Below are 23,458 nucleotides of genomic sequence, written 5' to 3' on the forward strand. Positions count from 1 at the left end.
CTTGTCACGATGCTTGCCAGCGGCGGCGGCCGGCAGCGGGAAGGCGTGGTTCCCTAGCCGCCACTGCCGCGCTTGAGGATCAGCGCACGGTAATGCCCAGGGTTGCAGCCGAACCACTTGCGAAACGCCTTGTAGAACGAACTGCTGTCGGCAAAGCCCAGGCGCTCGGCGATTTCGCCCATGGCCGCGTCTTCCTGGCTCAGCCAGGCAATTGCAAGCTCACGACGCACGCTGTCCTTCAACCCTTGGTAGTTCTGCCCCTCTTCGGCCAGCCGTCGGCGCAGGGTAGAAGGCGACAGGCACAACTGGCGCGCCAGGCTGTCGCCATCGGGCCACTGCCCCGGGTCCAGGCGCAGCAGGTCGGTGCGAATGCGCCGCCCGAGGCTGGCCGGGTCACGGTACTTGACCAGGATGTTGCCCGGCGCCTCGGCCAGAAAGCGCTGCAGTTCTTCTTCGCTGCGCCGCAGCGGCAGCTCAAGGCATTCGGCAGCGATGATCATGCGCGTGCGCGGGCGCTCGAACTGCAGGTTTTCCGAAAACATCACCCGGTAGTCATCGCAGAACGGCGGTTCGGCACAGCGCAGATCGATGGCCAGGATCGGGATACGCCGCCCGGCCAACCAGCAGGTCACACCGTGCACGATCATCCAGAAGGTGAAATAGGTGAAAGCGCGGCGCGGTGTGTCACGCGGTTCGTTGATGACGATTTCGGCCAGGCCTTGCTGGCGCACCAGGCTTGGCTGCAGGTCTTCAAGCATCAGTGACAGGAACGCCAGCGCGGTTTCCAGGCCGGCGCCCAGGGTTGGCTGGCCCATGCTGGCACGGCACATGAACGCCAGGCTGCCGCTGCGCAGACCGCGCGGGTCCATGGCGAAGAACTCATCGTTGCAGCGCCGCGCCAGCAGACGCCAGAGCCGGGCATAGGACTCGGCGCTGACCCGTGCCGCTGGCAGGTGCAGTTGTTCGACGGCGATACCCGCCCGGGCCAGCAAGCCAGTATCGGGCTCGCCGGCTGGGCAAGTCTGCAACAGCGCTTCGCGCACCAGCTGCATGGAAATGGTGTCTTTCTCGCTCATCGACGGTCCTGTCGGCTCAATGCCGGCCATCTTAGGCCGCCCCGTTGAAAACAGCCATCACAGCCCCGCCGCCAGGCCGAGGAACGCCTGGATCAGGCGCAGCTCACGGCGGCGCTCCAGGCAGCCGATCAGGTGCTGGTTGACCAGGCCGTCACCGGCCAGCGGGCGTGCCACTACCCGCGGGTCATTGGCGACTTCGGTGGACGACACCACGCCAATGCCCAACTCCGAGGCCACCGCTTCGGTCACCGCCTCGCGGCTATCCAGCTCCAGCAGCACCCGAGGTTGCACGGCGGCCTTGCTGCAGGCCTTGTCGAAGGTGCGCCGGGTGGTGGAGCTGGGTTCGCGCAACACCATGATCTGCTGGTGCAGCTCAGCCAGCGGCAAATCACCCTCGCCGCTGGCCCAGGCATGCCCCGCCGGCAGCAAGGCGCACAACCGCGACTCGCACAGGTTCTGCAAATGCAGGCCTTTGCGCGGCTCGATCTCGGTCAGCACGGCCACGTCGGCATGTTCGCTGAGCAATGCCGCCAAGGTTTCCTGGGCATTGCCCAGGCGCAGGTTGACGGTAATGCCCGGGTAGCGCTCGCGCAGCAGCGCCAGCATCGGCATGACCCGGTGCGGGCCATCGGCCGCCACCTCCAGGCGCCCGGTCAGCAGTTGCCGGTTGGCCTCGAGCATGGCCTGCGCCTCTTCGGCCAGGCCGAACATGGCGCGGGTGATGGCCGCCAGGCGGGTGCCCTCTTCGGTCAACTCCACCCGCCGCGCGGTACGCCGCAGCAAGGTGATCTGGTAGTGCTCCTCCAGCGCCTTCACGTGCCCGGTCACCGCCGGCTGGCTGATGAACAGGCGTGCGGCGGCACGGGTAAAGCTGCCCTCACGGGCCACGGCATCGAAGGCACGCAACTGGAACAGGTTCATATTTATCGGCCTGACTTATAGCTCGAATAACAACAAACAATTTGATTGATGACAGCGCCAATTGCAACCTAGGCCCCGTAGTTTCAGCCCACCGCTTGTGAGGAATAACGGAATGAGCAACGCCCCGATTCTGCTGACCCCCGGTCCCCTGACCACATCAATCCGCACCCGCCAAGCCATGCTGGTGGACTGGGGCTCCTGGGACCGCGACTTCAACCAACTGACTGCCAGTGTCTGCGAGCAACTGCTGGCCATCATCGACGGCAGCGCCAGCCACCACTGCGTGCCCCTGCAAGGCAGCGGCACCTTCGCCGTGGAAGCGGCCATCGGCACCCTGGTGCCGCGTGACGGCAAGGTCCTGGTGCTGATCAATGGTGCCTATGGCCAGCGCCTGGCGAAGATCTGCAAAGTGCTGGGCCGTGCCTACAGCACCTTCGAAACCGCCGAAGACCAGCCGACCACCGCCGCCGACGTCGACCGCCTGCTGGCCGCCGACCCGGCCATCACCCACGTCGCGCTGATCCACTGCGAAACCAGCACCGGCATCCTCAACCCGCTGCCCGAGATCGCCCAGGTGATCAAAGGCCACGGCAAGCGCCTGATCATCGACGCCATGAGCTCGTTTGGCGCACTGCCGATCGATGCCCGCGCCATCCCCTTCGAGGCGCTGATCGCCGCCTCCGGCAAATGCCTGGAAGGGGTACCTGGCATGGGCTTCGTGTTCGCCGAGAAAACCGCCCTGGCCGCCGCCGAAGGCAACGCCCACTCGCTGGCCATGGACCTGCACGACCAGCACACCTACATGGCCAAGACCGGCCAGTGGCGCTTTACCCCGCCGACCCACGTGGTCGCTGCCCTGCACGAAGCGCTGCAGCAATACAACGAGGAAGGTGGCCTGCCAGCGCGCCACCAGCGCTACGCCGACAACTGCAAGACCTTGCTCGACGGCATGGCCGCCATCGGCCTGCGCAGCTTCCTGCCTGCCGAGATCCAGGCGCCGATCATCGTCACCTTCCACGCACCGAACGATCCCCGCTACCAGTTCAAGGACTTCTACGAGCGGGTCAAGGCCAAGGGCTTCATCCTCTACCCGGGCAAGCTGACCCAGGTGGAAACCTTCCGTGTCGGCTGCATCGGCGTGGTCGGAGCGGATGGCATGCAGGCCGCCGTGAATGCCGTGGCCGAGGTGCTGCGGGAAATGGAAGTGCTGGACATCTGACCCTTTGCCCACCCAATTTCAGGAACAAGCGCACATGAACTACAGCAACCCTACCCAGCTGCAAGCCGCCATCCTCGACTGGGCCGGCACCGTGGTCGACTTCGGCTCCTTCGCCCCGACCCAGATCTTTGTCGAAGCCTTTGCCGAATTCGATGTGCAGGTGTCCATCGAAGAAGCCCGCGGCCCGATGGGCATGGGCAAGTGGGACCACATCCGCACCCTGTGCGATGTGCCGGAAATTGCCGAGCGCTACCGCAAGGTGTTCGGCCGTACCCCGACCGACGATGATGTCACCGCCATCTACAACCGCTTCATGCCCCTGCAGATCGAGAAGATCGCCGTGCACTCGGCGCTGATCCCCGGCGCCCTGGACACCCTCACCGGGCTGCGCCAGGACGGCCTGAAGATCGGCTCTTGCTCGGGCTACCCGAAGGTGGTGATGGACAAAGTGGTGGAGCTGGCCGCGCAGAACGGCTACGTGGCCGACCATGTGGTGGCCACCGACGAAACCCCGAACGGCCGCCCATGGCCGGCCCAGGCCCTGGCCAACGTGATCGCGCTGGGTATCGACGATGTAGCGGCGTGCGTGAAGGTCGACGATACCGTGCCGGGCATTCTCGAAGGCCGCCGTGCCGGCATGTGGACCGTGGCTCTGGTGTGCTCGGGCAATGCCCTGGGGCTGACCTGGGAAGGCTACCGCGCGCTGAGCGCCGAGAAGCTGGAAAGCGAGCGTCAGCGCATCCACGCCCTGTTCGCCGGCTCCCGCCCGCACTACCTGATCGACACCATCAACGAACTGCCAGAAGTGATCGCCGACATCAACCGGCGCCTGGCCAAGGGTGAGATGCCGCAGGCATCCTGACCCGGCCATGGGGGCCGCGTTGCGGCCCATCGCCGGCAAGCCAGCTCCCACAGGTCCAGCGACAATCTTGAGAGCAACGCTGTACCTGTGGGAGCTGGCTTGCCGGCGATGGGCTGCAAAGCAGCCCTGTCAAAACCTTACTCCGGCAACTGCACCCGGGGTTTGGTTGCCGCGAAGATCGCCCAGCTCGACACGAACAGCGCCGCGATCAATGGCCCGATCACGAAGCCGTTGAGCCCGAACACCGCCAGCCCGCCCAGCGTCGACACCAGAATCAGGTAGTCCGGCATGCGCGTGTCCTTGCCCACCAGGATCGGCCGCAACAAGTTGTCTACCAGGCCGATCACCAGCACGCCGAACGCGGTCAGGATCACCCCCGACAAAATCGCACCGGTCAGCAGGAAGTACGCCGCCACCGGCGCCCACACGATCCCCGCCCCTACCGCCGGCAACAGCGACAGAAACGCCATCAGCACCGCCCATACCAGCGCACTCGGGATATCCAGCACCCAGAAAATGAAACCGCCCAGCGCGCCCTGGGTAATGGCCACCAGCACGTTGCCTTTTACCGTCGCCCGCACCACACGGTTGAACTTCAGCTGCAAACGGCGTTTCTGGTGTTCGGGCAGCGGCACTGCCAGACGCACCTGGCGGGCGACCTCCGCGCCTTCGCGCAGGAAGAAGAACAACAGGTACATCATGATGCCGAAGCTGATCACGAACTCGAACGTGCCCTGCCCAAAGTTGAACGCCTGGCTGGCCAGCACCTGGCTGCCTTGGGTGGCCCATTTGGTGATCTTGTCGCGCAGCCCGTCGAGGTTGCCCATGCCCATGCTGTCCAGCCCCCGCTGGGCAAAAGCCGGAAGCATGTCCTTGCCGCGCTCGACATAGCCGGCAATATCCAGCTCCCCGTGCTCGATGCGCTGGTACAGGGCGGCTCCCTCCTGCACCAGCAGCGCGCTGGTGATGATCACCGGCAGGATCGCCACCAGCAGGCACACCAGCAAGGTGGCCGCCGCAGCCAGGTTGCGCCGGCGGCCGAAACGCAACAGGAGGTGGCGCTGCAGCGGGGCGAACAGGATGCCGAGTATCACCGCCCAGAAGATCGCACCGTAGTACGGCAGCAGGATCCAGATGAAGGCAATGGTCACCAGCGCCAGCAGTACTGCCAGGGCTTTGTTCTGCAGGGCGGTCTGGTTCATCGCGGGTCCTCGCATGGCTTATGCGTTATTAGTGCGCCGCACCTTGGCAAAAGTGCCGCCATTTCCTTGATGCAAATCAATACGGGCCGTATCTGCCAGCCCTAGCATCCGCGCCTTTTGCTCCGGTGCGCACATGACCCACATCGCCAAGCCCGAACTGCTGGCCCCCGCCGGCACCCTCAAGACCATGCGCTACGCCTTCGCCTATGGCGCCGACGCGGTCTACGCCGGCCAGCCACGCTACAGCTTGCGGGTGCGCAACAACGAGTTCGACCATGCCAACCTGGCCCTGGGCATCCAGGAGGCGCATGCCTTGGGCAAACGCTTCTACGTGGTGGTCAACATTGCCCCGCACAATGCCAAGCTCAAGACCTTCCTCAAGGACCTGGCGCCGGTGATCGAGATGGCACCGGACGCGCTGATCATGTCCGACCCAGGCCTGATCATGCTGGTACGCCAGCACTTCCCGCAGATGCCGGTGCACCTGTCGGTGCAGGCCAACACGGTCAACTGGGCCAGCGTGCAGTTCTGGCAGCAACTGGGCCTGAGCCGGGTGATCCTGTCGCGCGAGCTGTCGCTCGAAGAGATCGAGGAAATCCGCCAGCAGGTGCCGGAAATGGAGCTGGAGGTGTTCGTCCATGGTGCCCTGTGCATGGCCTACTCCGGCCGTTGCCTGCTGTCGGGCTACCTCAACAAGCGCGATGCCAACCAGGGCAGCTGCACCAACGCTTGCCGCTGGAAGTATGACGCCACCCCGGCCACCGAAAACGCCACTGGCGACATCGTGCGCGAAGTGCAGCCGACGCTGGGCCTGGGTGCACCGACCGAGCAGGTATTCCTGCTGCAGGAAAGCAACCGCCCCGGCACCGAAATGCCGGCGTTCGAAGACGAGCACGGCACCTACATCATGAATGCCAAGGACCTGCGCGCCATCCAGCACGTCGGGCGCCTGGCCGCCATGGGCGTGCACTCGCTGAAGATCGAAGGCCGCACCAAGTCGCACTTCTACTGCGCCCGCGCCGTGCAGTCGTACCGCCAGGCGATCGACGACGCGGTGGCCGGGCGGCCATTCGACCGCTCCCTGATGGACAACCTCGAATCCCTGGCCCAGCGCGGTTACACCGAAGGTTTCCTGCGCCGCCACGTGCACGACGAGTACCAGAACTACCAGCGCGGCAACTCGGTGTCCGAGCGCCAGCAGTTCGTTGGCGAGCTGACTGGGGTGCGCGTCGACGGCCTGGCCGAGGTCAAGGTGAAGAACCGCTTCGCCGTGGGCGACCATCTGGAGCTGATGACCCCACGCGGCAACTACCACTTCGATCTCGAGCACATGAGCAATGGCCAGCAGCAACCGCTGCAGGTCGCCCCGGGCGATGGCCACACCATCTACCTTCCTGTTCCCGAGCAGGTGCCATTGGCATACGGCCTGCTGATGCGTGACCTGCCAGCTTGAGCGAGGTGGCTAGAGTTCAATCCTGGTGATGGCGCCAAGCCGCCGGTCGCCCAATTCCTTACGAATCTGCTGGCGAAAAGCGGCGAAACGTTCCAGGTCAAAACGGTAAACAGTGCCGGTGTTCCACACGACGATGTCACGCTGGGCCTCGCTCCAGAATCCGAAGTCGCGCATCTCCACGGTGCCGTTGAAACGAAACGAGTAGACCGCCAGATGGATCTGGCCCTCCTCGTCCTTCTGGCAGGGTGTTATCAGAAACGATGAGGCGACGTCGTTCTGCCAGCCGGACTGCAGGAACTTGCTGGCGTGTGCACTGATGCGCAGTTCCTGCATGGATGCGCGCGCCAGTTGGGCCAACAGCGTTGGTGTGCTGCCTGTGCCGATGGGCTCGAGCCTGGTATCGAAATCGTCATGGTCCCTGATGACCTGGGGCGGCAACTCCAGGGCGGCCGTCCTTACGCAGCCATGTTTCTCCAGGCGATTGCGGAAGCGGTCGAACCAGCTTTTCCATAACTCGTCCCGGTCGAGGAAGCGGCTTGCGAACTCATCGGCATGGTCCAGCAACGTTTGCACGTCCTGGCGTTCCTCTTCGGACAGGTTTGGTCCGATGCCGATCAGATTGGTCTTGGAGTACAACAGGCAGTCCAGTGGTAGGGTCATGATCCAGCAGGCTCTCAGATAGGTGTGCCGCACGTTAGCCAGCGTGATGACAGGCCGGCATCCGGAACCACTACCTGGCAGGTAGACTGGCTGCCTGACAACGCTGGCGAACAGCAACAGGCCGCGCTGCGTCTGAAAGCCGCTTAGGCTATGCTGCTGGCCAACCGCTGGATATCGGACCGCCCCTGGGGCCGTAACGACACCGGGCGCGTGCAAGGCACAGGCCTGGTCGCCGGTATCCGCCCACGTTTTTGAAGGAGTGCTTCATGAAGCTGCGTAAACACCTGCTGCCCCTGGGCCTGCTGGCCATCACCGGCCTGGCCCAGGCTGCCGAGACCATCGACGTCTACCGCGACCCCAACTGTGGCTGCTGCAAGGCCTGGATCAGCCACCTGCGCGACAACGGCTTCACCGTCAACGACCATGTCGAGCCGAACATGAGCGAGGTGAAGCAACGTCTGGGCGTGGCGCCACGCCTGGCGTCGTGCCATACCGGGGTGATCGATGGCAAGTTCGTCGAAGGCCACGTACCGGCCGAGCAGGTGCGCCTGCTGGCCAAGCGCAACGACCTCAAGGGCCTGGCCGTGCCGGGCATGCCCATGGGCTCGCCCGGCATGGAAATGGGTGACCACAAGGATGCCTACCAGGTCATCGGCGTGACCCAGGACGGCAAGGACACCGTGGTCGCCAACTACTGATGCTCAGCCTGTGGGCGCTGTTCCTCAGCGCCTTCGGCGCCGCTACCCTGCTACCGCTGCAATCGGAGGCCGTGCTGGTCGGCCTTTTGCTGCGCCAGCCCGAGGCCTGGGCCACCCTGCTGCTGGTGGCGACCCTGGGCAATGTGCTGGGCTCGGTGGTCAACTGGGTGCTGGGCCGGGCCATCGAGCACCTCCGTGACAAGCGCTGGTTCCCGTTCAGCCCTGCCCAGCTGGAACGCGCGCAACAGCGCTACCAGCGCTGGGGGCAATGGTCGCTGCTGCTCAGCTGGATGCCGGTGATCGGCGACCCGCTGACGCTGATCGCGGGCATCATGCGTGAGCCGTTCTGGCGCTTCCTGCTGCTGGTGACTCTGGCCAAGGCCGGCCGCTATGGGGTGCTGGCGATGATTACCCTGGGCTGGTTTCACGCCTGGTAACACCTTTCACGTTCCGCGTGGTCCACTGGCTGCTACAGTCGCCCCTTCCTACATGGCCCTACACGGAGTGCCCCCATGCTGCGCGCAACCGCCCTGGCCCTGGCCTGCCTCGTCGGCAGTTCGGCCATCGCCGCCGAATCGCCCACCTATGGCCCCCAGCTGGAGGGCTTCAACTACCCGCATCCGCTCAAGCATTTCGACTTCAAGTCCCAGGGCCAGGCCCTGCAGATGGGCTACATGGACGTACCCGCCCAGGGCCAGGCCAACGGCCACAGCGTGGTGCTGATGCATGGCAAGAACTTCTGCGCCGCCACCTGGGAAACCACCATCGATGCCCTGAGCAAGGCTGGCTACCGGGTCATCGCCCCCGACCAGGTCGGCTTCTGCAGCTCCAGCAAGCCGGCGCATTACCAGTACAGCTTCCAGCAGCTGGCGAGCAACACCCATGCCCTGCTCGAACAGCTGGGGGTGAAGCAAAGCATCGTGCTCGGCCACTCCACCGGCGGCATGCTCGCCACCCGCTATGCGCTGATGTACCCGCAGCAGGTGGAGCGCCTGGCGATGGTCAACCCCATCGGGCTGGAAGACTGGAAAGCCCTGGGCGTGCCCTACCGCACGGTGGACCAGTGGTATGCGCGCGAGCTCAAGCTGGATGCCGAAGGCGTGCGCGAGTATGAGCGCAAGACCTACTACGCCGGGCGCTGGAAGCCGGAGTACGAGCGCTGGGTGCAGATGCTGGTGGGCCTGAACAAGGGGCCGGGGCATGAAGCGGTGGCGCGGAACTCGGCGCTGATCTACGACATGATCTTCACCCAGCCGGTGTACCACGAGTTCAAGGACCTGCAGATGCCCACCCTGCTGCTGATCGGTGACCAGGACACCACTGCCATCGGCAGTGATATCGCGCCGCCGGAGGTGAAAGCGAAGCTGGGCAAGTATGCAGTGCTGGGGCCGCAGGTGGCCAAGCTGATTCCCAAGGGTGAGCTGATTACCTTTGAAGGCATGGGGCATGCGCCGCAGATCGAGGAGCCGGTGCGGTTCAACCGTACGCTGGTGGAGTGGCTGGGCAAGTGAGCCAATAGTCGAGGGGCCGCTTTGCGGCCCTTTGCGGGCTCGCCCGCTCCCACAGGTACTGCACAGGTTTGGGAAGCTGTGCACTACCCGTGGGAGCGGGCGAGCCCGCGAAGGGCTGCAAAGCAGCCCCCTACACTTTCCAGACCTGCTCCTCGGTCCAGCCCAGCTCGGCAAAGTCCGCCGCCCGCAACCCCGCCTCTTCCTCGCAGAAAAACTCATCCAGCTGCGGCGGCCTCACTGCCGTGTCACTGAGCATCGCATGCACCTGCCCACGGTGATGCACCTGGTGCTCGAACAGGTGCGCCAGCAGCCGCAGCCGTTGCTCGCGCTGTACCCGCTCGGGGCGAACGATGCTCACATAGCGCCCCAGCTCACCATCGCGCAGGCCCCGGCAATAGGCGATCAGCCGGTGATCGGCCTGGGCCTGTTCGGCATGCAGGTCGGTGCAGGTGGCAAACGGCTGTTCGGGGTCGAAGAAGCGCTCGCCGTCAGCGTCGGGCTGCTCGCCACGCTGCTCGCATTCGAGCATGTGCAGGTAGAACCAGTCCACCGTCAGCAGGTGGTTGAGGGTGGCCTTGATCGACGGGAAAAAGCTGCAGCGCGGGGCGACGAATTCGTCCTGGGTCAGTTGCAGGCAGGCCTTGTACAGACGGTGGTTGGCCCAGCCATTGTTGTAGGCCTGGGTCAGCAGATGATGCGACAGCGGCTCCATGGTTCGGCTCCTTTTCAGGCGAAGCGTTGCAGTTGCATCTCCCGTAGCCGGCTCAGGGTCCGTTGGTACGGGAACGCCAGATACCCTTGAGTGTAGAGGGCATCCAGCGGCACCTGTGCCTCCAGGTACAACGCCACCCGGCGGTCGTAGCATTCGTCGACCAGGGCAATGAAGCGGCGCACCGCGTCGTCCTTGGGCGACAGCGCCGGCAGCTCGCGGTCACCCGCCACCACCCGCGCCGCAGCATCCTCGGTGCCCCGGGCAATGCGCCCGGCCCGCTGTTCACCCCCCAGCGCCGGAATGCCCGACACCAGGATGGCCGGGAACCGGTCGCACAGGGCCATGAACTCCATGGCCGCCAGCGGCTGTTCGCACAGGTCGGTGAAGCGGCACCAGATGGCCTGCGCGCTGCGCCGCACCACCTGCACCTGCCGGGAGCCGATCGCCAAGGGCTGATCGTGGCCTGCGTCGCCGGGGCTGAGCTGGCGGAACACCTCGCCCAGCTGGCTGGCCTGCCCCGCTTGCGCCACCCAGTAACGCTGGCGCTCGGCGCCGGGGTGCAGGCGGTGGTCCTGCTCGCCGGCTACCGGCAGTACCTGCATGTGCCGCTGGATGGCGGCGATGGCCGGCAGGAAACGCTCGCGGTTGAAGCCGTCGCGGTAGAGCTGCTCGGGTGGCTGGTTGGAGGTGGCGACGATAACAACGCCTTGGTCGAACAGTACCTGGAACAGGCGGCCGAGGATGATCGCGTCACCGATGTCGTTGACGAACAGCTCGTCGAAGCACAGCACGCGTATCTGCCCTGCCAGCTCCCCGGCCAGCGCCAGCAGCGGGTCGGCGGTGCCGTTGAGCTGGAACAGGCGCTGGTGGACCCAGGCCATGAAGTGGTGGAAGTGCTGGCGCCGGCTGGGTACCCGCAGGCAGTGGTGGAACTGGTCCATCAGCCAGGTCTTGCCGCGGCCGACCGGGCCCCAGAGGTAGATACCCTGAGTGGGGCGGCCCTGTTCGACGGCCTGGAAACAAGCCTGCAAGGCCTCGACGGCGCGGGCCTGGGCGGGGTCGGCGACATAGCCCTGAGTGGTCAGGGCCTGCTGGTAGAGGGAATGGGGATCGATAGCCATGCGGCATTATCTGCACCGGCCTCATCGCCGGCAAGCCAGCTCCCACCTCGACCGCATTGGCCCCAAGCCATGCGCTATCCCTGTGGGAGCTGGCTTGCCGGCGATGAGGCCGGTGCATGTGACTTTGGCTCAGCTGTCTCCCAATCCAACTTTCAGCAACGCGCCGTCCTTGTCATCGGTCAGCACATACAGGTAGCCATCCGGCCCCACCCGCACATCGCGGATACGCGCCTTCAGCTCACCCAGCAAACGCTCTTCATGCACCACCTTGTCGCCATCCAGTTGCAGGCGGATCAGCTCCTGGGTAGCCAGCGCGCCAATGAACAGGTTGTGGTCCCAGGCCTTGAACCTAGAGCTGTCGTAGAAGGCCATGCCGCTGATACCCGGCGACTTCTCCCATACATGGTGCGGGTCGACCATGCCCTGCACATGCTTGCCCTTGGCCTCGGGGATCGGCAGCAGCGAGTAGTTGATGCCGTGGGTCGCAATCGGCCAGCCATAGTTCTTGCCAGGCTCGGGAATGTTGATCTCGTCGCCGCCGCGCGGGCCGTGCTCGTGGGTCCACAGCTTGCCGGTCCAGGGGTTGAGTGCGGCGCCTTGCTGATTGCGGTGGCCGAACGACCAGATCTCCGGCCGCACGTTGTCCTTGCCGACGAGGGGGTTGTCCCTGGGTACTTCGCCGTCCGGCAAGATACGCACGATCTTGCCTTGCAGCTTGTCCAGGTCCTGGGCGGTCGGGCGCTGGTTGTTCTCGCCGAGGGCGATGAACAGGTAGCCGTCGCGGTCGAACACCAGGCGCGAGCCGAAGTGGTTGCCCTCCGACAGCTTGGGCTGCTGGCGGAAGATGACGTTGAAGTTTTCCAGCCGGGCGCGGTCCTGGGACAACTGGCCACGGCCGACCGCCGTACCGGCCTTGCCGTCACTGCCCTCTTCGGCGTAGGACAGGTAGACGGTGCGGTCCTTGGCGAACTCCGGCGACAGCACCACATCCAGCAGGCCGCCCTGGCCCTCGGCCCAGACCTTGGGCACACCACTGATCGGCGGGCCGACCTTGCCTTCGGCATTGACCACCCGCAAGTTGCCGGCGCGCTCGGTGACCAGCATGTCCTTGCCGCCCGGCAGGAACGCCAGGGCCCAAGGGTTGCGCAGGCCGTCGGCCACTGTGCTGACGGTCAAGGTGCCTTCTTCACTGCGAAGCTGCTGTTCGGCCGCCGCCTGCGCCAGCAGGGGCAGGAGTGCGGCGGCGGTCAGGGTGACAAGCCAGGGTGCTCGAAGCATGCAGGATTCCTTTCGTAGGGCGCTCATGGCGCGCGCGGGTTGCCGCGCGGTGGTCGGGTGGGCTCCAGGTTCGGGGTTTGCTGCTGGCGGCGCAGGTTGTCGCCATTGCCAATGCCGCGGTTGTCCAGGGTGGGCGTGCGCTGGTACGGGTCGGTGGACGGGCCGCGCACGGGAGGTGCGGCCGGCATGCTGCCTTGGCGGCTGTTGGGGTTGGCGCGCTGGATCGGGCTGTTGTAGGGGTTGTTGTTGCCGGCGGCGAGTTGCAAGGGCGGCTCGGGGGCCGCTTGCGCGGGCAGGCACAGCACCAGGCCGAAGGCCAGGATGGGCAATGTCGGGGTCATGCTTCACCTCCTGTACGAAAATGCCGCGCCTGGTGGGTTTGATAGCCTAAGGCGCGAAGGGTTCGCGGCAAAAGTGTGAATGCGGGTGGAGATGATTCCTGATGTTTCAGTATGGGCCCTGGGGGCTGCTACGCAGCCCTTTCGCGACACAAGGCCGCTCCCACAAAGACCCTACGGACGCCGAATTACTGGCCCTTGTCCACCTTGTGCCGCGCCGCATACAGGCACAACATTTCCATCGCCAAGGTCGCCCCGGCCAGCGCGGTGATGTCGGCATGGTCATAGGCTGGCGCCACCTCCACCAGGTCCATGCCCACCAGGTTGATACCGCGCAGCCCGCCGATGATCTCCAGCGCCTGCACCGTGCTCAGCCCGCCGCACACCGGCGTGCCGGTACCAGGCGCATAGGCCGGGTCGAGGCAGTCGATATCGAAGGTCAGGTACACCGGCCGCTCTCCCACCCGCTGGCGAATCGCCGCGATCACCGCCTCGGTGCCCTGCCGGTGCACCTGGCGGGCGTCGAGGATGGCAAAGCCCTGGCTGTCATCATTGGTGGTGCGCAGGCCGATCTGCACCGAGCTGGCCGGGTCCACCAGGCCTTCGCGGGCGGCATGCCAGAACATGGTGCCGTGGTCGATGCGTTTGCCCTCCTCGTCCGGCCAGGTGTCGCTGTGCGCATCGAAGTGGATCAGCGCCAGCGGGCCATGGCGGCGGGCATGGGCCTTGAGCAGCGGGTAGCTGATGAAGTGGTCGCCACCCAGGGTGAGCATGGCGCAGCCTGCTTCCAGAATATGCGTGGCATGGGCCTCGATGCTGTCCGGTACCGACTGTGGGGTGCCGCTGTCGAAGGCGCAATCGCCATAGTCGATCACCGCCAGGTGGTCGAACGGGTCGAACGCCCACGGCCAGTGCCGGGCCCAGGCCTGCTGCACCGAAGCGGCGCGGATCGCCCGCGGGCCGAAGCGCGCACCGGGGCGGTTGCTGGTGGCAGTATCGAACGGCACACCACTGACCACCACATCGACGCCACGCAGGTCGCGGCTGTAGCGGCGGCGAGAGAAACTGGTAATGCCGGCGTAGGTACTTTCCGCAGCGGTACCATACAGGCTGTCGCGGGTCATGGCCTGGTCGTTGTTTGCGGCTTGCTCCACGGTCGGGCTCCTTTGTCGTTATCGGTTACTGGCGGCTGCGGAACGCGGTCCACAGGCGGTTGCGCTGGCGCAGGTCGGCCAGGGCCATGCTGCGGTCGGCATACAGGCGCTGGCGCACCGCTGCCGACGGGTAGATGTCCGGGTCGTTGCGCACCGCTTCGTCCACCAGCGGCGTGGCCGCCTGGTTGGCGTTGGCGAAGAACAGCGTATTGGTAAGCGCGGCGACCGACTCGGGCTTGAGCATGAAGGCGATGAACGCCCGCGCGGCCTCGGGGTGCGGGGCGTCCTTGGGAATGACCAGGTTGTCCTGCCATACCAGCGTGCCTTCGCGGGGGATGCGGTAGATCAGCTCGAACGGCTTGCCGGCGCGGCGTGCCTGGTCGGCGGCCATCGCCGCATCGCCGTTGTAGGTCAGCGCCAGGCACACGCTGCCATTGGCCAGGTCGCTGATCTGCCGGCCATTGGCGACGTAGCTGATCGACGGCTGCAGCTGGCTCAGCAGGCTCTGCGCGGCGGCCAGGTCGTCCTTGTCCTGGCTGTAAGGGTCCTTGCCCAGGTAGTTCAGGGCCACGCCGATCACCTCCTGGGGCGAGTCGGGCATGGCGATGCCGCAGTCCTTCAACCGGCTGGCGTACTCGGGCTTGAACAGCAGGTCGAGGCTGTCCAGCGGCACATCCCCCAGGCGTTGGCGCACCGCCTCCACATTCACCCCCAGGCCCAGGGTGCCCCAGGTGTAGGGCACGGCATGGCGGTTGCCGGGGTCGGCCTCGGCGAGCTTGGCCAGCAGGTCCTTGTCGAGGTTGGCATAGCCAGGCATGGCCTGGGGGTCGAGCGGCTGCAGGGCGTTGGCCTTGAGCGCCCGGGCCAGCACGGCCGACGACGGCACCACCACGTCATAGCCGCTGCCACCGGTCAGCAGCTTGGTTTCCAGCACTTCGGTGGTGTCGAAGGTGTCGTAGCGCACCTTGTAGCCGGTTTCCTGCTCGAAGCGCTGGAGGGTTTGCGGGGCGACATAGTCGGCCCAGCTGTAGAGGTTGACGACCTTTTCTTCGGCCTGCAGGGGCAAGGCCAGGACCAGGGACAGCAGGCACAACGATCGACGCATGGCGGACACCTCGGCAAATGGGTGGATGCCGCGAGCATGCCAGCCGGGTTACATTGCAGGAATGGCAAGTTTGCAAAGCTGACATTCATCAGAGGCAATGTAATGCTCGGACAAGTGCACGACCCCGACCTGCACCTGCTGCGGCTGTTCGTCACTGTAGTCGAGGCCGGTGGCTTCAGTGCCGCGCAAGGCGTGCTGGGCCTGAGCCAGCCCACCATCAGCCAGCGCATGGCGCAGCTGGAAGCGCGGCTGGGCTACCGCCTGTGCAGCCGCGGCAAGGGTGGTTTTCACCTGACGGAAAAAGGCGCGTTGTTGCTGGACGCCGCCCGAGGGTTACTGCTGAACATCGAACAGTTTCGCCAGCAGGCCAATGGCGTTGCCGGGCGGCTGCTGGGGACCGTGCGCATAGGCATGGCGGAGAACCAGGACAAGGCGGTGAGCCTGAAGCTGGCGGCGGCCATTGCGGCGTTTCGCAGGCGCGAGGAGGCGGTGCAGCTGGAGCTGATCAGTGCGCCACCGGCAGAGCTGGAGCGCTTGTTGCTGGAGCAGCGGCTGGATTACGCCATCAGCTACTTTTCCGGCAACCAGGCAGCCTTCGATTACCAGCCGCTGTTCGTGGAGCGGCAACGGCTGTATTGCGGCAAGGGCCATGTGCTGTTCGGTGAGGCTGGCGTTGGGCGGGAGCGGTTACTGGCGATGGACCAGGTGCGCCATCCGTACCGGTTTCTCAAGGGCGGCGAGCCGTTCCAGAGCCAGCGCAGCATGGCGGTGGCGGAGCAGATCGAGAGCGTGCTGACGTTCATTCTGTCGGGGCGGCATATTGGCTATCTGCCATGCCATTGCGCGCAAGCTTGGGAGGCTGAGGGGCTGTTGTGGGCGCTGGACCCGGGGTTGGACTTTGTGGTGCCGTTTACCCTGGCCAGGCACCGGGCGCAGGCGGTTGGCGAGGCACAGCAAGCGTTTGCACAGGATTTGCTGGCGGCGTTTGCCTGACCCGGCCTCTTCGCGGGTAAACCCGCTCCCACAGGGACCGCGACTTCCTCAGGCATGTGCGGTCTCTGTAGGAGCGGCCTTGTGTCGCGAAAGGGCCGCAAAGCGGCCCCGGCGATATGTGCTGCGCAGCTGAAGTCCTGGGGGCGCTTCGCACTCCTTTCGCGACACAAGGCCGCTCCTACAGAACCGCACAGGGTCAGTAAGCCATGCTCCAGGTCAGGGTATAGGTACGCCCGCGCCCTTGGTAGTCATACAGGTAAGCCGGCCCGTAGGTCGGCGAGTAGAACAGCGTCGCACGCTGCCCCCAGACCGTGCTGTACTGCTTGTCCAGCAGGTTCTGGATGCCGGCGCTGAAGGTGCCGAAGCCGGTGTCCTGGCTGCCCAGCAGGTCGAAGGTGGTATAACCATCGATCTCGTGGTCGGCATCGTCCTTCAGGCTGAAGGCATGGTTGGCCTGCAGCCGTGCACTGCGGCCATCGCCCCTCCAGCCGACGAACGCTGTAGCCTTGGACAACGAGGCATAGCGGGCATCGCGCTTGATCCAGCCACCATCGACATCCTCTTCCTCGGAGCGGGTCAGGTGCAGGGTGCCACCGGCTTCCCAACCTGTCTGGAAGTGTCGGGTCAGAGCGCCCTCAAAACCAAAGTCACGGCTTTTCTGGTCTTCCACGTTGATGGTCAGCGTCTGCGAATCGACGTTGATGATCTTGTCCGACCAGATGTAATACAGCGCCGCCTGGGCATCCCAGTCCAGGTCGGCATAGCGCCAGCCCAGCTCCACCTGGCGGCTCTTGATGCCGGCCAGCGGGTTGTCGGCCACGCTCAGGCCGGGCTTGCCGTAGTACTTGGCCGGGTCGGGCAGGTCGAAGCCTTCGCCGTAGTTGGTCCATACCTGGTGGCCATTCTTGAAGTCGTAGATGGCACCGACGTTGAACAGGTTGACCTGGTAATCGTTGCTGCCACCCGGCACACCCTTGAAGTCGCTGACGTCCACGTCCATCTGCTGGCGCCGGGCGCCGCCGGACAGGGTCAGGTTATCGGTGGCATGCCAGTCCAGCTGGGCGTACACCGACACGCCATCGACCCGGTAGCTGGGGTAACGTGCGGCCTTGCTTTCCTTTTCCAGCTCCAGGCCACCCGACTCGGACGACGTCTGGGCGTTGAAGGTGGTCTGTTCGGCATTGAAGCGCTCGCGGTCCAGGTCGACGCCGTAGGTCAGCTTCAGCGCGTCCCACTGCTTGGCGAACAGGCCCTTGAGGCTGGTGACTTCGAAGTTCTGCTGCGAGGCGGCGAAGTACACCCCGCGCGAGCCGGTGGGCGTGGCGCGGTTGTAGTACGGGAACGGGTAGAAGTTGTCGTCTTCCTTGCGGTACGAGGCCTGCAGGTAGAAGTCCTGGCCCAGCACATCGGTGTGGTGGTAGTTGGCGTTCAGCAGCAGGCGCCGGGTGCGCGGCTCCAGGTCCGACGAGTAGCCGCTGCGCAGCTCGGCATCTTCCAGGTCGGATGGGGCGTTGTGGTTCAGGTTGGGGAAGTAGATGCCGGTGCTGCCGTGGTTGCCCGAGTCATAGTACTGGGCCAACAGGTCGAGGCTCTGCTGGTCGTTCAGTTGCACCCCCAAGGTGCCGAGCACGTCGATGGTGCGGTTGTACTGCAGGTCGGTCTGGGTGTTGTCGATGAAGATCTGGTCGCCGGCGCCATCGTAGAAGGCTTCGTTCTGCTCGCCGGAAACCCCCAGGCGGGCGTTGAACCGCTCGTTGCCGCCACTGATCGACTGGGCGAAGCGGGTGGCCAGGTCGTCGCTGTTGTTGAAGCCGCTGCTGGCTCCGAGCTGGGTCTCGAAGCGCGCCGGGCCGGGTTCGCCCTTCTTGGTCACGATGTTGATGATGCCGCCGGTGGCGCCGCCGCCGTAGATGGCACTGGCGCCAGACAGCACTTCGACGCGCTCGACGTTGAACGGCGAAATGCTGTCGAACTGGCGCGACAGGCCGCGCGAGCTGTTCTGGCTGACCCCGTCGATCATCACCAGCACGTTGCGCCCGCGCATGTTCTGGCCGTAGTTGGTACGGCCTTCCGGCGCCAGGTCGAGGCCTGGTACAAGCTTGCCGATGGCTTCCTTCAGGCTGACGCCGCTGTCGATCTGCTCGCGCAGCTGCTGTTGGTCGACCACCCACACGGTGCCGGGGATTTCGCTGATCGCGGTGCTGGTGCGCGAGGCCACGCTGACCTCGATCGGCTTGAGGTTGACCGCCTGCGGCGCGGCGTCGGCCTTGCGCAGGGTCACCGTGCGGGCATCGCTGAAGTGCCAGCTCATGCCGCTGCCGGCCAGCAACTGCTGCAGGGCCTGCTCGATGCTGTAGCTGCCCTGCAAGGCCGGGCTGGCCTGGCCGGCGACATCGCCGGTGGTGTACAGCAGGTGCAGGCCGGCCTGGTCGGCGAAGGTGGTCAGGGCCTGGTCCAGCGGCTGGGCCGGCAGGTCGAGCTGGACCAGGCGGGCCTGGGTCTGGGCCTGTTCGGTGGCGGTCGAGGCAAACGCCTGCAGCGGGCCGACCAGCATGGCCAGGGCACTGCAGGACATCAGGGCATGGTGAAGCGGACCGCGGCGGCGGTGCAAGGGCTTGAGCATCAGAGGCACGAATGAGCTTCCTGACAAGTCGTAAATGAGAATTGGTTGCTGATCAGTCCCACTACGACGATCTGGCAGGCAGGAACTTGCAGTGCAAAATAAAAAATTTTTCCTGTGCCGGCCTCTTCGCGGCTAAAGCCGCTCCTACAGGGATCTCCACAGCCTTCCAGACCTGTGCAGTACCTGTGGGAGCGGCTTCAGCCGCGAAGAGGCCGGCACAGGCGAGTCAATGAACCACGGCCAACCACGGCAGGTAGGTCACCTTCAGCCCATAGCGCTGCTCAAGGGTCCGCAACAGGGCCTCCGGCTCATCGAGGTCGAACACCCCGCTGACCTCCATCGCCGCCAGCTTGCTATCGGACAACACGATCCGCCCATGCCGGTAACGCTCGAGCTCCGCCAGCACCTGCCCCAGCGGCTTGCCGTTGAAGATCAACTTGCCGCGCTGCCAGGCCATCTGCGTGCCGGCATCGGCCGCTACTGCCAGTTCATGCTCGCCAACCTTGGCTTCGCCGTGTGCCAATACCACGCGGCCATCGCGACGCACGCTGAAGGTAGCCGCACTCCCCTGCACCCGCTCACCGGCCGTATCGACCACAAAGGGCCGTGAATCATCGTTGGTCTCGAACAAGGCTTCACCAGACTCCAGCACCACCCGCCGCTCACGGTCGCTGAACACCACGCTCAGGGCAGTGGCGCTGTTCAACGTCACCCGCGTGCCATCGGCCAGGGTAATCACCTGTCGCTCACCGACCCCGGTGTGGTAATCCGCCAGCAGCACCGGCGCCTGCTGCCAACCCGCCACAGCAACGGCCAACACCAGGGCTGCAGCCACGCCCGCCTGTTTGAGCCAGTTACGGCAATGGCGCAAGGCCTGGCCGATGTATTTCGCCACCATGCTTTCGGAAACCCCCAGGCGTTGCGCGATCTGCGCCTGGGTCAGGCCGTCGACGCGGTTGAGCAACAGAGCCTGGCGGGCATTGTCGGACAGCTGCAGCAGCGCCTGGTCGAGGATCTGCAGGCGCTCCCGGGCCAGCAAGGCCGCTTCGGGTGCCGGGGCCGGGCAGGCCACCTCACCTGCCCGCTCGCTGTCGTCGTGGCTGGCGGCAATGCGCTGCTCACGGCGCAAGGCATCGATCGCCAGGTTGCCGGCCACGCGGAAGATGAAACTGCGCGCGTGCAGCACCGGCACCGCCTGCTGGTCGATGTTCACCAGCCTCAGGTAGGTTTCCTGCGCGACGTCGGCAGCGCGCTGACGGTCGCTCATGCGCCGGGTCAGGAATTGCAGCAGGTCGTCGTAGTGCTCCTGGAAGCTTGCCAGCAGGCCCGGCGCGGGAGAGGTCAGCATGGGTTTGGGAACGGCCAGTAGGAGAAGTTATCGGGCGTTAATGAGAAACAGTATCTTTCATCTGGGCGGAGACTTTCAACGCCGACGCGTATTTGCCACACTGCCCATTCGCCCACTCTGGCAAGGTCGCACCCCATGGCTGCCCGTCTGCACCGCTACGCCCGCCTGTTCCTGGTCCTGCTGCTGGCCTGCGGCCTGGGGGCCTGTGCGCTGTTCCAGGCACGCGACCCGGTCAATATCAGCGTGATCGGTATCGAGCCGCTGCCCGGGCAGGAGCTGGAACTGCGCATGGCGGTGAAGATGCGGGTACAAAACCCCAACGAGGCGCCGATCGACTACAACGGCATCGCCATCAACCTGGAAGTGAACGGCCAGCCGCTGGCTGCCGGGGTCAGCGACCAGCAGGGGCACATCGGCCGTTATGGCGAAGCGGTGGTCGTGGTGCCGGTGAGCATCACGGCGTTTTCCTTCCTGCGCCAGGCCTATGGGCTGGGCCGGGTGGACTCGTTGCAGGGCCTGCCCTATGTGCTGCGCGGCAAGCTGGCCGGCGGGCTGCTGGGGACCGTGCGCTTTACCGACGAGGGCAAGCTGGACCTGCCCAAGGGCGCCTACTGGTAGGCGCCTGGCGGGGTGTGATCAGCGGTTGGCGCTGGCTGCGGCCATCAGCTTGTTGACTTCGCTGCGCACCATGTTGGCGTATTCGGGCGGCGACATGCCATCCAGCTCGGCGCGCACCCACTCGGCCCATTTGCCTTTGCGCCGTGGTTTTTCGGCGATCAGCCGCGCCGCTTCGCCCTTGGCCTTGCCCAGGTTGTTCTGCCACAGCTCGAACAGCCGGGCCTTCTCTGCCTCGATCTGCGCCCGTTCCTCGAAGCTCATGTTGGCCAGATTGAAACTCATGAAGGTACCTGCAGGTTTGAAAATGGCCGCTATCTTACACCCAGGTACTGCAACAGCCCAAAGCCGCCGCAACTTTCCCGACGCGCCGGCATCCATTGTTCAAACCACACCATCGACGAGGACGAGTTCATGGCCCGGAAAAACGCCGCGCTGGCCGACAGCGATCAGATCAAGGACCAGGTATTCAGCGAACTGCAGGCGCTGATCGAAGAATCGGAAAGGCTGCTGAACGACAGCGCCGCCCTGGTGGGTGACGAGGCGGAAACCCTGCGCGCGCAGGTAAGCCTCAAGCTACGCCAGGCGCGCCATGCCGCCGACAAGGTGCGTAGCAAGGCGCAACCGGTGGTGGAGGCTACCCAGGACTACATCGGCGGCCACCCGTGGCAGACCGTGGCCATTTCCGCCGGCCTCGGACTAGTGGTCGGCCTGCTGCTGGGCCGCCGTCACTGACGCCTGGGCCGCCTGGTGCGAATCAGGCGGCCTGCGCCATCGGGATACCGCTGTGGAAGCGCAGCTCCTGGTCCGGTGACTGGATCAGGTCCACCTCCGCTGCGCGCACCAGTTCCACCCGGCGGGCGATGTCTGCCTCATCGCCGTAGTTGTGCGCCAGTTTCAGGTAACCCTGGTAGTGGCGCGCTTCGCTCTTCAGCAGGCCGTGGTAGAAGCGGCCCAGCTCCTCGTCCAGGTGCGGTACCAGCGCGGCAAAGCGCTCGCAGCTGCGCGCCTCGATGAACGCCCCCACCACCAGCGTATCCACCAGCTTGACCGGCTCGTGGGCGCGCACCAGGCGCCGCAGCCCCGACGCATAACGCCCCGCCGACACCGGGCGCAGCGGCACGCCGCGGCGCTTCATCAGGCGCAGCACCTGCTCGTGGTGCACCAGCTCCTCGCGGGCCAGGCGCGACATCATGTTGATCAGGTCGAGGTGGGTGTTGTACTTGGCGATCAGGCTCAGGGCGGTGCTGGCAGCCTTGAATTCGCAGTTCTTGTGGTCGATCAGCAGGGTTTCCTGGTCGGCGAGCGCCGCTTCGATCCAGGCGTCTGGTGTCGGGCAACCAAGAAAGGCGTCGATTTCGGGGATCAGGGACATGAGCGTGCAACCACAAAGAACAGGCAGGGCCGGCGATTATACCGGCGGCGGCGGGCGGCGCCAGTGACTATGCTTGATGTACATCAAGCGCCAGCGGGGGAAGCGCCGACTATAGTCAGGCATTGGTCGCCACCTTTGAAGGGAGTTAACGCCCATGCAAGCCGTCCGCAGCATCCTCGTCGTCCTCGACCCCGAGCACGCCCACAGCCGGGCGCTGACCCGGGCCAAGCTGATCGCCGGTGTCACCGGCGCGCGCCTGCACCTGCTGATGTGCGACAAAAGACATGACCACAGCGCGCTGCTGAGCCTGCTGAGCAGCCAGTTGCATGATGACGGGTACGACAACGTCACCCATGAAGAGGCCTGGCGCGACAACCTGCACGACACCATCATCTACGTGCAGCAGGCCGAGGGCTGCGAGCTGGTGATCAAGGAACACCGCCCGGACAACCCGCTGAAAAAGGCCCTGCTCACCCCCAGCGACTGGAAGCTGCTGCGCCAGTGCCCGTGTGCCGTGCTGATGGTCAAGAGCGAGCGGCCGTGGACCGGCGGCAAGGTCCTGGCTGCGGTGGACGTGGGCAACCAGGACGAGGACCACCGCCGCCTGCATGCCAGCATCATCGACCATGGCTATGACATTGCTGCGCTGGCCAAGGGTGAGTTGCACGTCATCAGCGCCCATCCGTCGCCGATGCTGTCGGCGTCGGACCCGGTGTACCAGCTGAGCGAGACCATCGAAAAGCGCTACCGCGAGGCGTGCAAGGCATTCCAGGCAGAGTACGACATCAGCGAAGACCGCTTGCATGTGGCCGAAGGGCCGGCGGATGTGCTGATACCGCATACCGAGAAGAAGCTGGATGCCGTGGTAACGGTGATCGGCACGGTGTGCCGCACGGGGATTTCCGGGGCGTTGATTGGTAATACCTCGGAGGTGGTGCTGGATTCGCTGGAAGGGGATGTGCTGGTGCTCAAGAGCGAGGAGGCAATTGCTCATCAGGCGGAACTGGCCCGCGGCTGAGTCAATCTGTCAGGGCCCTATCGCCGGCAAGCCAGCTCCCACATCGACCGCATTGGCCTCAAGTCATGTGCAGTACCTGTGGGAGCTGGCTTGCCGGCGATGGGCTGCATAGCAGCCCCATTCAACACCAAACGCTAGGCCAACGCTTCCTGCACCTTCGGGTCCAGCCCCTCCCC

General features: G+C 65.3%; 24 protein-coding genes. 10 read left to right on the forward strand and 14 right to left on the reverse strand.

The window, feature by feature from the left end:
• Positions 1 to 53: 53 nt before the first annotated feature.
• Complete coding sequence (locus tag CAG44_RS22250; protein WP_024086600.1) at positions 54 to 1,076, reverse strand: AraC family transcriptional regulator; 1,023 nt, start codon at positions 1,074 to 1,076, stop codon at positions 54 to 56.
• A gap of 57 nt (positions 1,077 to 1,133) precedes the next feature.
• The gene (locus CAG44_RS22255) at positions 1,134 to 1,997 is read right to left on the reverse strand and encodes a LysR substrate-binding domain-containing protein (protein ID WP_015269648.1); all 864 of its coding nucleotides are present in this window, start codon (positions 1,995 to 1,997) and stop codon (positions 1,134 to 1,136) included.
• Between the two features lie 112 nt (positions 1,998 to 2,109).
• On the opposite strand from CAG44_RS22255, the gene CAG44_RS22260 reads away from it, so the two are divergent.
• Both CAG44_RS22260 and phnX read left to right on the forward strand, forming a co-directional pair.
• Positions 2,110 to 3,216: a 2-aminoethylphosphonate--pyruvate transaminase gene (locus tag CAG44_RS22260; RefSeq protein WP_013971825.1), complete on the forward strand. Its 1,107-nt coding sequence runs from the start codon at positions 2,110 to 2,112 to the stop codon at positions 3,214 to 3,216.
• A 34-nt stretch (positions 3,217 to 3,250) separates the two neighbouring features.
• Positions 3,251 to 4,078 (forward strand): phosphonoacetaldehyde hydrolase, encoded by an 828-nt coding sequence (phnX, locus tag CAG44_RS22265; RefSeq protein WP_025338370.1) that lies wholly within the window; start codon positions 3,251 to 3,253, stop codon positions 4,076 to 4,078.
• A 137-nt stretch (positions 4,079 to 4,215) separates the two neighbouring features.
• Here the strand turns inward: phnX and CAG44_RS22270 are convergent, their stop codons facing one another.
• The gene (locus CAG44_RS22270; protein WP_025338369.1) at positions 4,216 to 5,280 is read right to left on the reverse strand and encodes an AI-2E family transporter; all 1,065 of its coding nucleotides are present in this window, start codon (positions 5,278 to 5,280) and stop codon (positions 4,216 to 4,218) included.
• A gap of 133 nt (positions 5,281 to 5,413) precedes the next feature.
• On the opposite strand from CAG44_RS22270, the gene yegQ reads away from it, so the two are divergent.
• Positions 5,414 to 6,733, forward strand: a complete 1,320-nt coding sequence (yegQ, locus tag CAG44_RS22275) for a tRNA 5-hydroxyuridine modification protein YegQ (RefSeq protein ID WP_085593222.1) — start codon at positions 5,414 to 5,416, stop codon at positions 6,731 to 6,733.
• A gap of 9 nt (positions 6,734 to 6,742) precedes the next feature.
• Here the strand turns inward: yegQ and CAG44_RS22280 are convergent, their stop codons facing one another.
• Complete coding sequence (locus tag CAG44_RS22280) at positions 6,743 to 7,393, reverse strand: hypothetical protein (protein ID WP_046615900.1); 651 nt, start codon at positions 7,391 to 7,393, stop codon at positions 6,743 to 6,745.
• Positions 7,394 to 7,659: 266 nt separating this feature from the next.
• On the opposite strand from CAG44_RS22280, the gene CAG44_RS22285 reads away from it, so the two are divergent.
• From CAG44_RS22285 to CAG44_RS22295, 3 genes are all read left to right on the forward strand, one after another.
• A complete protein-coding gene (locus CAG44_RS22285) occupies positions 7,660 to 8,091 on the forward strand; it encodes a DUF411 domain-containing protein (RefSeq protein ID WP_039614165.1) in 432 nt (143 codons plus the stop codon).
• Positions 8,091 to 8,528, forward strand: coding sequence for a YqaA family protein (locus CAG44_RS22290; RefSeq protein ID WP_013971818.1), 438 nt, complete (start codon positions 8,091 to 8,093; stop codon positions 8,526 to 8,528). The genes CAG44_RS22285 and CAG44_RS22290 overlap by 1 nt, the downstream gene beginning before the upstream one ends.
• A 75-nt stretch (positions 8,529 to 8,603) precedes the next feature.
• Complete coding sequence (locus tag CAG44_RS22295; RefSeq protein WP_085693006.1) at positions 8,604 to 9,602, forward strand: alpha/beta fold hydrolase; 999 nt, start codon at positions 8,604 to 8,606, stop codon at positions 9,600 to 9,602.
• Positions 9,603 to 9,732: 130 nt separating this feature from the next.
• Here the strand turns inward: CAG44_RS22295 and CAG44_RS22300 are convergent, their stop codons facing one another.
• The 6 genes from CAG44_RS22300 to CAG44_RS22325 form a co-directional block, all read right to left on the reverse strand.
• The gene (locus CAG44_RS22300; protein ID WP_013971816.1) at positions 9,733 to 10,314 is read right to left on the reverse strand and encodes a DinB family protein; all 582 of its coding nucleotides are present in this window, start codon (positions 10,312 to 10,314) and stop codon (positions 9,733 to 9,735) included.
• 14 nt (positions 10,315 to 10,328) lie between these two features.
• A complete protein-coding gene (zapE, locus tag CAG44_RS22305; RefSeq protein WP_085693007.1) occupies positions 10,329 to 11,435 on the reverse strand; it encodes a cell division protein ZapE in 1,107 nt (368 codons plus the stop codon).
• Positions 11,436 to 11,564: 129 nt separating this feature from the next.
• A complete protein-coding gene (locus CAG44_RS22310; protein WP_085693008.1) occupies positions 11,565 to 12,713 on the reverse strand; it encodes a PQQ-dependent sugar dehydrogenase in 1,149 nt (382 codons plus the stop codon).
• A 23-nt stretch (positions 12,714 to 12,736) separates the two neighbouring features.
• The gene (locus CAG44_RS22315) at positions 12,737 to 13,054 is read right to left on the reverse strand and encodes a hypothetical protein (RefSeq protein WP_085593234.1); all 318 of its coding nucleotides are present in this window, start codon (positions 13,052 to 13,054) and stop codon (positions 12,737 to 12,739) included.
• A gap of 185 nt (positions 13,055 to 13,239) precedes the next feature.
• Positions 13,240 to 14,205 (reverse strand): agmatinase, encoded by a 966-nt coding sequence (speB, locus tag CAG44_RS22320; RefSeq protein ID WP_085593236.1) that lies wholly within the window; start codon positions 14,203 to 14,205, stop codon positions 13,240 to 13,242.
• 25 nt (positions 14,206 to 14,230) lie between these two features.
• Positions 14,231 to 15,310: an extracellular solute-binding protein gene (locus tag CAG44_RS22325; protein ID WP_085693009.1), complete on the reverse strand. Its 1,080-nt coding sequence runs from the start codon at positions 15,308 to 15,310 to the stop codon at positions 14,231 to 14,233.
• A 102-nt stretch (positions 15,311 to 15,412) separates the two neighbouring features.
• Between CAG44_RS22325 and CAG44_RS22330 the strand changes: the two genes are divergently transcribed.
• Positions 15,413 to 16,303 (forward strand): LysR family transcriptional regulator, encoded by an 891-nt coding sequence (locus tag CAG44_RS22330; RefSeq protein ID WP_085693010.1) that lies wholly within the window; start codon positions 15,413 to 15,415, stop codon positions 16,301 to 16,303.
• A gap of 196 nt (positions 16,304 to 16,499) precedes the next feature.
• On the opposite strand, the gene CAG44_RS22335 is transcribed toward CAG44_RS22330, so the two are convergent.
• Together CAG44_RS22335 and CAG44_RS22340 are read right to left on the reverse strand one after the other, a co-directional pair.
• On the reverse strand, positions 16,500 to 18,926 hold the full coding sequence (locus CAG44_RS22335) for a TonB-dependent receptor (protein ID WP_085693011.1): 2,427 nt from the start codon (positions 18,924 to 18,926) through the stop codon (positions 16,500 to 16,502).
• Between the two features lie 226 nt (positions 18,927 to 19,152).
• Entirely contained in the window at positions 19,153 to 20,274 is a 1,122-nt protein-coding gene (locus CAG44_RS22340; protein ID WP_085693012.1) for a sigma-70 family RNA polymerase sigma factor, read from the reverse strand.
• A 135-nt stretch (positions 20,275 to 20,409) separates the two neighbouring features.
• Between CAG44_RS22340 and CAG44_RS22345 the strand changes: the two genes are divergently transcribed.
• The gene (locus CAG44_RS22345) at positions 20,410 to 20,892 is read left to right on the forward strand and encodes an LEA type 2 family protein (protein WP_085693013.1); all 483 of its coding nucleotides are present in this window, start codon (positions 20,410 to 20,412) and stop codon (positions 20,890 to 20,892) included.
• Positions 20,893 to 20,910: 18 nt separating this feature from the next.
• On the opposite strand, the gene CAG44_RS22350 is transcribed toward CAG44_RS22345, so the two are convergent.
• Positions 20,911 to 21,174 (reverse strand): hypothetical protein, encoded by a 264-nt coding sequence (locus CAG44_RS22350; protein WP_025338356.1) that lies wholly within the window; start codon positions 21,172 to 21,174, stop codon positions 20,911 to 20,913.
• A 129-nt stretch (positions 21,175 to 21,303) separates the two neighbouring features.
• Between CAG44_RS22350 and CAG44_RS22355 the strand changes: the two genes are divergently transcribed.
• Positions 21,304 to 21,624, forward strand: coding sequence for a YqjD family protein (locus CAG44_RS22355; RefSeq protein ID WP_025338355.1), 321 nt, complete (start codon positions 21,304 to 21,306; stop codon positions 21,622 to 21,624).
• A 22-nt stretch (positions 21,625 to 21,646) separates the two neighbouring features.
• Here the strand turns inward: CAG44_RS22355 and CAG44_RS22360 are convergent, their stop codons facing one another.
• Complete coding sequence (locus tag CAG44_RS22360) at positions 21,647 to 22,264, reverse strand: tRNA-(ms[2]io[6]A)-hydroxylase (protein ID WP_085617275.1); 618 nt, start codon at positions 22,262 to 22,264, stop codon at positions 21,647 to 21,649.
• A gap of 154 nt (positions 22,265 to 22,418) precedes the next feature.
• Here CAG44_RS22360 and CAG44_RS22365 point away from each other — a divergent pair, with 154 nt between their 5' ends.
• A complete protein-coding gene (locus tag CAG44_RS22365) occupies positions 22,419 to 23,282 on the forward strand; it encodes a universal stress protein (RefSeq protein ID WP_085589502.1) in 864 nt (287 codons plus the stop codon).
• Positions 23,283 to 23,458 lie beyond the last annotated feature (176 nt).

Origin of the sequence: Pseudomonas sp. B13(2017) (assembly GCF_002113245.1) — a bacterium.
Lineage (GTDB): Bacteria > Pseudomonadota > Gammaproteobacteria > Pseudomonadales > Pseudomonadaceae > Aquipseudomonas > Aquipseudomonas putida_Z.

Bases quoted from the DNA above. Each gene is read 5' to 3' on its own strand.
- CAG44_RS22250 (WP_024086600.1), bottom strand. From the start codon at position 1,076: ATGAGCGAGAAAGACACCATTTCCATGCAGCTGGTGCGCGAAGCGCTG.
- CAG44_RS22255 (WP_015269648.1), bottom strand. From the start codon at position 1,997: ATGAACCTGTTCCAGTTGCGTGCCTTCGATGCCGTGGCCCGTGAGGGC.
- CAG44_RS22260 (WP_013971825.1), top strand. From the start codon at position 2,110: ATGAGCAACGCCCCGATTCTGCTGACCCCCGGTCCCCTGACCACATCA.
- phnX (WP_025338370.1), top strand. From the start codon at position 3,251: ATGAACTACAGCAACCCTACCCAGCTGCAAGCCGCCATCCTCGACTGG.
- CAG44_RS22270 (WP_025338369.1), bottom strand. From the start codon at position 5,280: ATGAACCAGACCGCCCTGCAGAACAAAGCCCTGGCAGTACTGCTGGCG.
- yegQ (WP_085593222.1), top strand. From the start codon at position 5,414: ATGACCCACATCGCCAAGCCCGAACTGCTGGCCCCCGCCGGCACCCTC.
- CAG44_RS22280 (WP_046615900.1), bottom strand. From the start codon at position 7,393: ATGACCCTACCACTGGACTGCCTGTTGTACTCCAAGACCAATCTGATC.
- CAG44_RS22285 (WP_039614165.1), top strand. From the start codon at position 7,660: ATGAAGCTGCGTAAACACCTGCTGCCCCTGGGCCTGCTGGCCATCACC.
- CAG44_RS22290 (WP_013971818.1), top strand. From the start codon at position 8,091: ATGCTCAGCCTGTGGGCGCTGTTCCTCAGCGCCTTCGGCGCCGCTACC.
- CAG44_RS22295 (WP_085693006.1), top strand. From the start codon at position 8,604: ATGCTGCGCGCAACCGCCCTGGCCCTGGCCTGCCTCGTCGGCAGTTCG.
- CAG44_RS22300 (WP_013971816.1), bottom strand. From the start codon at position 10,314: ATGGAGCCGCTGTCGCATCATCTGCTGACCCAGGCCTACAACAATGGC.
- zapE (WP_085693007.1), bottom strand. From the start codon at position 11,435: ATGGCTATCGATCCCCATTCCCTCTACCAGCAGGCCCTGACCACTCAG.
- CAG44_RS22310 (WP_085693008.1), bottom strand. From the start codon at position 12,713: ATGCTTCGAGCACCCTGGCTTGTCACCCTGACCGCCGCCGCACTCCTG.
- CAG44_RS22315 (WP_085593234.1), bottom strand. From the start codon at position 13,054: ATGACCCCGACATTGCCCATCCTGGCCTTCGGCCTGGTGCTGTGCCTG.
- CAG44_RS22325 (WP_085693009.1), bottom strand. From the start codon at position 15,310: ATGCGTCGATCGTTGTGCCTGCTGTCCCTGGTCCTGGCCTTGCCCCTG.
- CAG44_RS22330 (WP_085693010.1), top strand. From the start codon at position 15,413: ATGCTCGGACAAGTGCACGACCCCGACCTGCACCTGCTGCGGCTGTTC.
- CAG44_RS22335 (WP_085693011.1), bottom strand. From the start codon at position 18,926: ATGCTCAAGCCCTTGCACCGCCGCCGCGGTCCGCTTCACCATGCCCTG.
- CAG44_RS22340 (WP_085693012.1), bottom strand. From the start codon at position 20,274: ATGCTGACCTCTCCCGCGCCGGGCCTGCTGGCAAGCTTCCAGGAGCAC.
- CAG44_RS22345 (WP_085693013.1), top strand. From the start codon at position 20,410: ATGGCTGCCCGTCTGCACCGCTACGCCCGCCTGTTCCTGGTCCTGCTG.
- CAG44_RS22350 (WP_025338356.1), bottom strand. From the start codon at position 21,174: ATGAGTTTCAATCTGGCCAACATGAGCTTCGAGGAACGGGCGCAGATC.
- CAG44_RS22355 (WP_025338355.1), top strand. From the start codon at position 21,304: ATGGCCCGGAAAAACGCCGCGCTGGCCGACAGCGATCAGATCAAGGAC.
- CAG44_RS22360 (WP_085617275.1), bottom strand. From the start codon at position 22,264: ATGTCCCTGATCCCCGAAATCGACGCCTTTCTTGGTTGCCCGACACCA.
- CAG44_RS22365 (WP_085589502.1), top strand. From the start codon at position 22,419: ATGCAAGCCGTCCGCAGCATCCTCGTCGTCCTCGACCCCGAGCACGCC.